General features: G+C 71.5%; 7 protein-coding genes. 5 read left to right on the plus strand and 2 right to left on the minus strand.

The window, feature by feature from the left end; translation table 11 throughout:
* Positions 1-87: 87 nt before the first annotated feature.
* Positions 88-2,970: an N-acetylmuramoyl-L-alanine amidase gene (locus D7V80_RS06900; RefSeq protein WP_120587402.1), complete on the minus strand. Its 2,883-nt coding sequence runs from the start codon at positions 2,968-2,970 to the stop codon at positions 88-90.
* Between the two features lie 80 nt (positions 2,971-3,050).
* On the opposite strand from D7V80_RS06900, the gene D7V80_RS06905 reads away from it, so the two are divergent.
* Positions 3,051-3,695 (plus strand): diacylglycerol kinase, encoded by a 645-nt coding sequence (locus tag D7V80_RS06905; protein WP_120587403.1) that lies wholly within the window; start codon positions 3,051-3,053, stop codon positions 3,693-3,695.
* Positions 3,696-3,829: 134 nt separating this feature from the next.
* Here the strand turns inward: D7V80_RS06905 and D7V80_RS06910 are convergent, their stop codons facing one another.
* Positions 3,830-4,042, minus strand: a complete 213-nt coding sequence (locus tag D7V80_RS06910; RefSeq protein WP_014398041.1) for a hypothetical protein — start codon at positions 4,040-4,042, stop codon at positions 3,830-3,832.
* Positions 4,043-4,363: 321 nt separating this feature from the next.
* On the opposite strand from D7V80_RS06910, the gene D7V80_RS06915 reads away from it, so the two are divergent.
* The 4 genes from D7V80_RS06915 to D7V80_RS06930 all read left to right on the plus strand — a co-directional run.
* Positions 4,364-5,959 (plus strand): NAD(P)/FAD-dependent oxidoreductase, encoded by a 1,596-nt coding sequence (locus D7V80_RS06915; RefSeq protein ID WP_120587404.1) that lies wholly within the window; start codon positions 4,364-4,366, stop codon positions 5,957-5,959.
* Between the two features lie 48 nt (positions 5,960-6,007).
* Complete coding sequence (locus D7V80_RS06920; protein WP_120587405.1) at positions 6,008-6,382, plus strand: hypothetical protein; 375 nt, start codon at positions 6,008-6,010, stop codon at positions 6,380-6,382.
* A gap of 127 nt (positions 6,383-6,509) precedes the next feature.
* A complete protein-coding gene (locus D7V80_RS06925) occupies positions 6,510-7,649 on the plus strand; it encodes a class I SAM-dependent rRNA methyltransferase (RefSeq protein ID WP_199738408.1) in 1,140 nt (379 codons plus the stop codon).
* A 56-nt stretch (positions 7,650-7,705) separates the two neighbouring features.
* Positions 7,706-8,970, plus strand: a 1,265-nt coding sequence (locus D7V80_RS06930; protein WP_120587406.1) for an HD domain-containing protein, incomplete at its 3' end; no start/stop codon positions are given.

Here is an 8,970-nt window from a genome sequence, read left to right on the forward strand (position 1 = left end):
GTCCCCTTGAAGGAGTGGGCCTTCGCGGCCCACCGTCATGAATCTCGTAAAGAAGGCGGGCGACCGTAGGCAGGCGCCCCCGCCGAGTCAACGCTTCGCGTGAGTCGCTTTCGCGCGTGCACGCCGGAGCTGAACAATCACCCCGACCAACAGCCAGAGCCCGGAGGCCGTTCCCGCGCCGGCCCCGCATCCGCAGCCGCTGTCCCCCTTGGGGGAATAGTCGCTCGGGAGCGTTGGAACGACCGTGGGTTCCGGCGGCGGCGGAGGCGGAGGCGGCTGCACGGGCGGATGCGGATCCACCTCCCGCACCGCCACGCAGGACGAGAGCGGCCGGGGGCTGACCGCGGGCGTCACGTCCGCGTCGGGCAGGGCCGGCGCCTGGGCGACGATTCCCGAGCGCACCAGGAACGCGCCCACCAGCCGCGAACGCTCACGATTGGACGCAAGGCCCTCGAACGGGAAGCCCAGCACCAGCACCTGGCCCGCGGGCGCCGTGCCCGTGGAGTGCACGCCCGCGCCCAGCGACGTGCCGGTGTAGCGCAGCACGTCCGCGCCGCCGCCCGTGGGCGCCAGCACGTCCGTCACCCCCACCGGGTAGGCGCCGAGCGTCCCATCCGCCAGCGGCGTGGCCGCCAGGTCCGCGAGGAGCCCGCCCGCCGAGCCTTCCACCCGGGCCGCCGGCGCCCCCTCCGCTAGGGACGCCCGGAGGATGTCCGTGAGGAACAGCTTGTCGTCCGCGCTCCCCGCCGCGAGCGTGGACACCGTGCGTCCACCCGACAGCATCAGGTGCCCGCCCCCGGTGACGAACGCGCGCAGGGCGTCCTGCTCCGCCCGCGTCAGGCCCGCCCCTCCCACGCCTCCGCGCCCGGTGGACCAGTCCACCAGCCGGTAGCCCGTGGGCGACACCAGCCCCGCCGCCACCGCGTTGCCCGTCGCGCTGTCGAAGGCCACCGCCGACTGCGCGAACGCCGCGCCGTGCTGGCGCAGGTAGCTGCCGTCGTTCATCGCCTCCAGGTAGACGCGCAGCGGGGCCTCCAGGTCGTACGGCGTCTCCAGCTCCTCGCCGCACGCCACCGTCGCGTCCAGGCGCTCGTACGCGTTGACCAGCAGCACCGGCGCGGTGTCCCCTACCCGCACGCCCACCGTGGCGGACGGGAAGGACTCGCCGCCCGCGTTCACCGCCGCCACGCGGAAGTAGCGCAGCGTGCCGGGCGACAGCGTGACGGTGGCCGACGTGTTCTGGACCTCCGTGCCCTCATCCCAGCCGAAGCCGTCCGCGCTCTGGTAGAGCCGGTAGGCCGTGGGGGCGTCGCGGCCCTCCTCCGACGCGACCTGCGGGGGCGCGGTCCACTTCACCTCCACCGCGCCGGGCGTCGCGTTGCGCGCCACCACCGCTCCCGGCGTCTCCGGCGGCAGGTGCACCGCCGCACCGTCGCGGGTCGCGAAGTACTTGATGAGCCCCTGGGTGATGGCGCGCGCGGCCACGTGGCGGACGCGGGCCTCCTTGAGGCTCGCCGCGTCCGTCGTGTTGTCGTGGTACGCCATCTCCAGGAGCACGCTGGGCATCTCCGGGTTGTGCGTGGGGTTCACCTCGCCCAGGTTCGCCGAGCGCAGGGCACGCACCCGCCAGTTCGGATCCACCTCGCGCTTCAGGTCCGTTTCAAGCTGCGACAAGAGCGCGCGCGCCATCACGTCGCTGTCCTTCACGCCGGTGAAGTTGAGCGTTCCGTCCACCGGGTTCGGCCCGTAGACGTAGGCCTCCGTCCCCCGAACCGTGCCGGACGTGCCCGCGTTGGTGTGCCACGCGACGTAGACGGCGTCCTCGCCCTCCTCGTGCAGCCACGCGGCGAAGCGCGGCCGGGACGTCACGTCCGCGTTGCGCTCGTTGGACAGCGCGTTGGCCCCCGACGGTGCGTACACGCTGAAGGGCGCCCCGCTGTACTGCACGTGGTAGCGCCCGCTCTCCTCGAAGCGCGGACGCAGGAGCGGTCCCTGCGCCGCGTCACCCATCAGGCCGCGCCCACCGCCCAGCCGCACCGCGTCCACGGACAGCGTCGCGCCCGTGCCCTGCGCCGAGTCGTTCTCCAGCACCACCGCGCCGGACTCCGGGTGCTGGCCCGCCTTGAAGTAGAAGCGCCCCAGCAGCACCCACGTCCCGCCGTGGCGCTGCTGGTTCACGCGGAAGTGGCTCTCCCCGCCCGCGTGCTTCACCACGTAGTGCGCGTCCGTCGCGCGCGTGGGGTCGGAGCCGTAGGAGACGTAGACGTTGTAGGCCGCGTCCGCCGGCACGTCCGGCGTCCACGTCGCCTTCGCGGTGGAGGTGGCCGCCGTGTCCAGCGTGCGCGTGGTGCCCAGCGTGAAGGGCTCCACCCCGTTGCCCATGGGCACGGGCGGAGGCGCCCAGCCCTTCTGAGTGGAGGCGTGGAAGCGCGCGGCGTCCCCGCTCTCCACGTAGCCCGTGCCGCCGTTGTCCACGGTGGCGATGAGCGGGTTCAGGTCCGTCTCACGCACGGACACCACCGTGGCGCCCGCCGCCATCAGCATGGGCTGCAGCTCCTGCGACACCACCTCCACGGAGATGAAGTCCTCCACCACGCCCCAGGTGTTGGGCCGCTGCGTCGCCCAGCGCTTCAGGCCGTTGTCGCGGTAGAAGCCGTGGCCCGGGCTCAGGTAGATGACCTTGCCGGACAGCGCGCCCTCGCCCCGCCGCGTCTGCGGCACACCCGCGGCCTTCACGTTGGACTTCGCGGCTCGCGTTTCACGCCGCACCACGGCGGGCGCGTCCGGCGACAGGCGGCGCTGCTCGTGCGCCCGGGGGGCCGGAGCTGGCAGGTATTGAACACCCGGCGGCTCCAACCCCAGGTCGTCGCCTTCAAACGCTTCGGGAGTGCCCTGCGCGTGAGCGAGGACGGAGGTGCAAAGCAGGGTCAGCGCCAGCGAGCGCGACCAGGACGGAAGGAACGTTCGCATCACGCGGTCGACCTTACCCCTTCACTCCCCCGCTTCAATCGGACCCGTGGGTGCTAGCCTGCCCACCCCTTCACCTTCCGATGACCGTTCCTGTATCCCCTCATCCCCAGTTTCCCTCCCGCCGCAGCAACGGCCTGTTCGCCTCGTTCGGACATGCGTGGGCAGGGCTCATCCACACCGTGGCCTGGCAGCGCAACATGCGCATCCACCTCATCTCCGGCGTACTGGTGGGGCTGGTGGGCAGCGGCATCCCGCTGGGGCTCGCGGAGAAGGTCACGCTCATCTTCTGCGTGCTGCTCATCTTCTTCGCGGAGATCCTGAACAGCGCGCTGGAGCAGCTGGTGGACCTGGCCGTGCAGCAGTTCGACGAGAAGGCCCGGCTCACCAAGGACGCGGCGGCGGCGGGCGTGCTCGTGCTCGCGGGCGGCACGGTCGTCATCTTCGCCGCCATCTTGATCAACTACTGGGAGACGGTGCGCACCAGCACGGACGCCATCTTCCGGCAGGTCGCGCTGGGGCTGCCGCTGGCCGGCTGCGCCACGGTGCTCGTGCTGCCCCAACCCAGGCCCGCCGCCGTGGACGTGCTCGCGTTCCTGCTGGCCATGGGGCTGCTCGCGCTGACGGTGCCCACGTCCGCGAGCCTCGTCTTCACCGCGCTCACCGCCGCGCTGCTCGTCATCGCCGCCGCGGCGGCCCGCGAGCGCCGTCGCCACCCCCAGCCCTGAAGGCCCGAGGACGACCCGTCAATGACCGTGCGGGCGAATTCTGCTCGAGCTCCCATCACCTCGCGGGTGGGGCGCCCGGAACCAGTCCGGAGCCCGCTCACCCGCGGAGGGTCGATGCAGGGGATTCTAAGGGGCTACGCGCGCTGCTGAAAGCCCGCCCCGGAGTCGGGGGCTGGCGTCGACTGGGCGGCAGCAACCGCCTTGTCGCCTTCCTTCAGGTCGGTCGTCACGAGCTCCAGGAGCTCCGTGGCGATGCCGATGACCTGGTGCGGCGTGTAACCGCTTGCGCGCAGCTGGTTGAAGAACGTGCGCGCGAGGATGCGGGTGCCCTTCTGGTCGGTGCTCACGGGAATTGCCTCCGGATTCGACGCCACGTGTCAGGGCGCCGCGACTGCGTGCGGGTACGGTCTTCAACCTCCGTGCCAGCCGTTCTCTTCCGAACGGATTCTCCAGCAGTCTTCAGGGGTTGAAGCCCGGAAGTGGACGGCACGGAACGTGGAGTGTGCGAAGGGGGTTACGCACCCGGGCGTCCGCTCTGCCTGGAACGGCGTTGGCGGGTGCATCGGCGGGTACGCACCCACCCCACGGGCCATCTTGTCTTTTCAAGTGCTTGCATTCCCTCCGGGGGGTGGAGCACATACGCGCCCCCATCGAGGAGTCAGAACACAATGGCGTACCGGGTGAACAACATCGGGCTGTGGCTGGACGAGCCGGAGGAGCTGCTCGGCCAACGCGCCGCGGAGAAGCTGGGGGTCACCCGGAGTGACCTCGCCTCCGTGCGGGTGGTGCGCTCGGTGCTGGATGCGCGCAAGAAGGGCAGCCCGCGTTACATCTACACGCTGGAGGTGGAGCTGGCCCCGGGCCGCAAGGCGCCGCGACTGCCCCCGGACGTGAGCGAGGCCCCGCCTCCGCCGGACCTGCCGCCGCGCGTGAAGGAGCCGGAGAAGCTGCCGCTCATCATCGGCACCGGCCCCGCGGGGTTGTTCTGCGCGCTGGGCCTCCTGGAGCGCGGCGTGCGCAGCATCCTGCTGGAGCGCGGCAAGGAGGTGGTGACGCGCCGCAAGGACGTGGCGAAGCTCATGCGCGACGGGTCGCTCGACCGCGAGAGCAACATGAACTTCGGCGAGGGCGGCGCGGGCGCGTACACGGACGGCAAGCTGTCCACGCGCATCAACCACCCCATGGTGCGCAAGGTGATTGAGGCCTTCGCGAAGTACGGCGCGCCGGACCACATCCTCATCGAGGGCAAGCCGCACATCGGCTCCGACCTCCTGCCCGGCGCGGTGGCGAAGCTGCGCGAAGAGCTCATCGCGGGCGGCTGCCAGGTGTACTTCGAGCAGCGCGTGGACGACCTGCTCTACCGCGACGGCCGCATCGCGGGCGTGAAGATGGCGGACGGGCGCACGCTGGAGAGCGACCGCGTCATCCTGGCGCCGGGCAACTCCGCTCGCGAGCTGTACGAGCGCTTCGCCGCCGACGGCCGGGTGAGCGTGGAGGCCAAGCCCTTCGCGCTGGGCTTCCGCGCGGAGCACCCGCAGGCGCTGATCAACGGCATCCAGTACGGCTCCGCGGCGAAGCACGCCAAGCTGCCGCCCGCGGACTACAAGCTGGCGGAGAACCTGGACGTGGACGGCGAGGTGCGCGGCGTCTACTCGTTCTGCATGTGCCCCGGCGGCATCGTGGTGCCCACGCCCACCGAAGAGGGGCTGCAGTGCACCAACGGCATGAGCAACTCGCGGCGCAACGCGAAGTACGCCAACGCGGGCATCGTCGTGTCCGTGTCCGTCGCGGACTTCGCGCGCGAGGGCTTCCACGGGCCGCTCGCGGGCCTGGAGTTCCAGCGGCACTGGGAGGGTGAGGCCTACAAGCTGGGCGGAGGCCGCTTCTTCGCGCCCGCGCAGACGATTCCGGACTACCTGGCCGGCCGCGTGAAGAAGGCCCCCGGCGCCACCAGCTACCGCCCGGGCCTGGCGCACACGGACCTGAACAAGCTCTTCCCGGAGCGGCTGACGCAGTCGCTCAAGGCGGCGCTGCGCACGTTCGACCGGAAGATGAAGGGCTTCATCAGCGACGAGGGGAAGCTCATCGGCATCGAGAGCCGGACGTCCTCGCCGGTGCGCATCACCCGGGGTGACGACCTGCAGTCCGTGTCCATGCGCGGCCTGTATCCGGTCGGCGAGGGGTGCGGCTACGCGGGGGGGATCGTGTCCTCCGCCATTGATGGACTGCGCGCCGCTGAGCAGATTGCCACCGAGCTGGCTTGAGGTCCCCGCCCCCTTCCGGGCAGGGTAGGCCGGGAGGGAGGAAGACCCATGGCGTACCGCGTGCGCAGCCCCGATGGTGAGCTGATGTTCCCCTCGCTGGGTGACATCGAGCGGGCCTACCTGCAGGGCCTGGTGGACCCGGACGACGAGGTGCGCGAGGACGGCGCGGAGAAGTGGCGCAAGGCGTCCTCGCTGCCCGCCCTGGCCCGGGCGAAGAAGCCCCATGGCCAGGACGCGTCCAAGCGCGCCCAGACGCTCACGGTGGTGGGCGCGGTGGCGGCGGGCGTGCTCGCGCTCGTGCTGCTCTTCACCGGCACGAACTGGAATGTCCGGATGATGGGCATCGCGCTGGCCCTGGTGGTCAGCGGATTGCTCACCCGGGTGACGTTCAAGGCCTACAAGCGGCCACCTCCCGTGCTCTGACGACGCTCCCTCCCCTGCCCTCCGGGGCAGCGGCACGGCCCTCGCCGCCAGCAGGCCCCACACGGCCCATGTTTGGTGGAAGGCACCCTGCGGGGTGCCCTCCATCGCGCTGGAGGAGGACCGCATCTTGCTCAGCACCTACCTGTCCCGAGAAGCCGCTCGCAAGCTTCGCCATGGCGCCCCCTGGCTGCGCCGCGAGGACATCATCTCCATGGAAGGCGAGCCGCAGCCCGGCACGCCCATGCAGCTGAAGGACGAGGACGGGCATGTCCTGGGGCTGGGAGACGTGGACCTCCAGGCTTCCTACGCCGTGCGCCGGCTGGGCCTGCCGGACGAGTCCGTGGAGGGGCTCATCCCCCGCCACGTGCGCCACGCCTTCGAGCGCCGCGGCCGGCTGGTGGACGACCCGCGCTTCTGCCGCATCGTCAACGATGACGGGGACGGGCTGCCGGGCCTCATCGTGGACCGGTATGATCAGCACTTCGTCGTCCAGACGCTCACCCGCTCCATGGACGCGCGGCAGGAGGAGATCACCCGCACGCTGGGAGAGGTGACGGGGGCGGCCTCCGTGCTGCTGCGCAACGACACGCTCCGGCGCAAGGCGCTGGGCCTGCCCGCGCAGCGCCCGCACGTGATGTACGGCACGCCGCCGCGCTGGTGCCGCCTGCTGGAGATGGGCGCGCGCTTCACCGTGGACCTCACCTACGGCCGGGGCACGGGCTATTCGTACGACCACCGCGAGCTGCGCCGCTTCCTGGGACGCACCGGCAACGGGGACCGGGTGCTGGACGTGGCGTGCAACGTGGGCGGCCTCTTCGTCCACGCGGGGCGGCACGGGGCGAAGCACATCCTCGCCTTCGACGGCAACGCGGACGCGGCGGACCTGGCGCGGGAGAACGCGGAGGCCAACGGGCTGCTCGGCCGGGTGACGGTGGAGCAGGGCGAGCCGCTGGCCGTGCTCCGGGCCCTCAAGGACACCTTCGACCTGGTGCTGCTCGACACGCCGGGGGTGGCGTCCGAGGAGGACTTCATCGAACAGGTGCGGCTGGCCCTGCGGCGCACCCGCCATGGCGGACGGCTGCTCGTGGTCGGATATCACCCACCGCTGGCGCTGGGCTCGTTCACGGAGTGCGTGGTCACGGCTTGTGAGCAGGAGGCGCGCATCGCATTCCGGCTGTTACGGATGGGGCTGCCGCCGGACCACCCGGCGCCGGTCGGCTCCCCAGGGGCCGAGTACCTGGAGGCGGTGGCGCTCGAGGTGAGCTGAGGCCCGTGCTGATTCGCCCTCGACGGGCCCTCCTCGGTGTTAGTGTCCGCGCCGCGATGACAACCGAAAACGAGTCCCAGGCCGCGACCTCTTCCACCCCGGAGGCTTCCGTCGAGACCGTCCGCAAGGTGTACGCGGCGGACCTGCGCGAGAAGGACCGGGTCAACACCGTCTTCCGCGTCACCAAGAAGGAGAAGGTGAACGCGCGCAGCGGCAAGGTGTTCCTGTCGCTGTCCCTGGCCGACAAGAGCGGCACGGTGGACGCGCGCATCTTCGACAAGGTGGACGCGCTCGAACCCGTCTTCCAGAACGGTGACTACGTCCTCGTGCAGGGCAGCGTCATCGTCTTCCACGGCCGCACCCAGGTCGTCGTGGAGGCCGTGGAGCGCCTGGATCCGGAGCCGCTCGACCCCAAGGAGTTCGAGCCGCCCCCTGCCCCGCCCGCCGAGGCGAAGTCCGAGTCCAAGTCCGGCGACGCGAAGTCCGGCGACGCGAAGGCCGAGTCCAAGTCTGGCGACGCGAAGTCCGGCGAAGCGAAGCAGGCCGAGGGCAAGCCCGAGCGCCACGAGGGCGGCGGCGGTGGCCCGCGCGCGGTGGGGCAGATCCGCGAGCTCGTCTCCGAGCGCGTCAACGACCCGTTCGTGAAGCAGCTGCTGCTGGCGTTCCTGGACGACGCGCAGGTGTCCGCGGCGCTGCCGGTGGCTCCCGCGGCCAAGGGCGTGCACCACGCGTGGCGCGGCGGGCTGGCCGAGCACGTCCTGTCGGTGATGCGCCTGACGCTGCGCGTGTCGGACCACTACCCCATGGCGGACCGCGACCTGCTGCTGGCCGGCGCGTTCCTGCACGACGTGATGAAGGGCGGCGACGGGGCGTCCGACAAGGGCTTCGACACCTCCGACGAGGGCCGGCTGGTGGGCCACGCGGTGCTGGCCGCGCAGAAGATCCGCGAGAAGACGCTGGGCATCCCCGGCTTCCCGCCGCTGCTGGAGCAGCACCTGACGCACCTGGCGATCTCCCAGTCGGGGGCGTCCGGCGCTCCTGGCGCGAAGGTGCCGGTGACGCTGGAGGCGCAGATCGTCGACACGCTCAGCTCGCTCGACGCGCGCATCTCCTCGTGGGTGGAGGCCATGCAGCGCGATCCGAACGAGCGCTGGACGGACCACCTGCGCGCGTACGACCGCTCCCTCTGGAAGGGCTTCGTGCCCACCGGTCGTGGCAGAGCACCGGTGGAGGGTAGCCGCCGCAAGCACCGCGAGGAGAAGCGCAAGGCGCGCGCCGACAAGGGCCCGCCGTCCCAGGCTGGCGAGGGCACCCCCACCCC

Source organism: Corallococcus sp. CA054B (assembly GCF_003611625.1).
Taxonomy (GTDB): domain Bacteria; phylum Myxococcota; class Myxococcia; order Myxococcales; family Myxococcaceae; genus Corallococcus; species Corallococcus coralloides.

Coding starts and splice junctions, on each gene's coding strand:
- D7V80_RS06900 (WP_120587402.1), bottom strand. CDS start 2,970: ATGCGAACGTTCCTTCCGTCCTGGTCGCGCTCGCTGGCGCTGACCCTG.
- D7V80_RS06905 (WP_120587403.1), top strand. CDS start 3,051: ATGACCGTTCCTGTATCCCCTCATCCCCAGTTTCCCTCCCGCCGCAGC.
- D7V80_RS06915 (WP_120587404.1), top strand. CDS start 4,364: ATGGCGTACCGGGTGAACAACATCGGGCTGTGGCTGGACGAGCCGGAG.
- D7V80_RS06920 (WP_120587405.1), top strand. CDS start 6,008: ATGGCGTACCGCGTGCGCAGCCCCGATGGTGAGCTGATGTTCCCCTCG.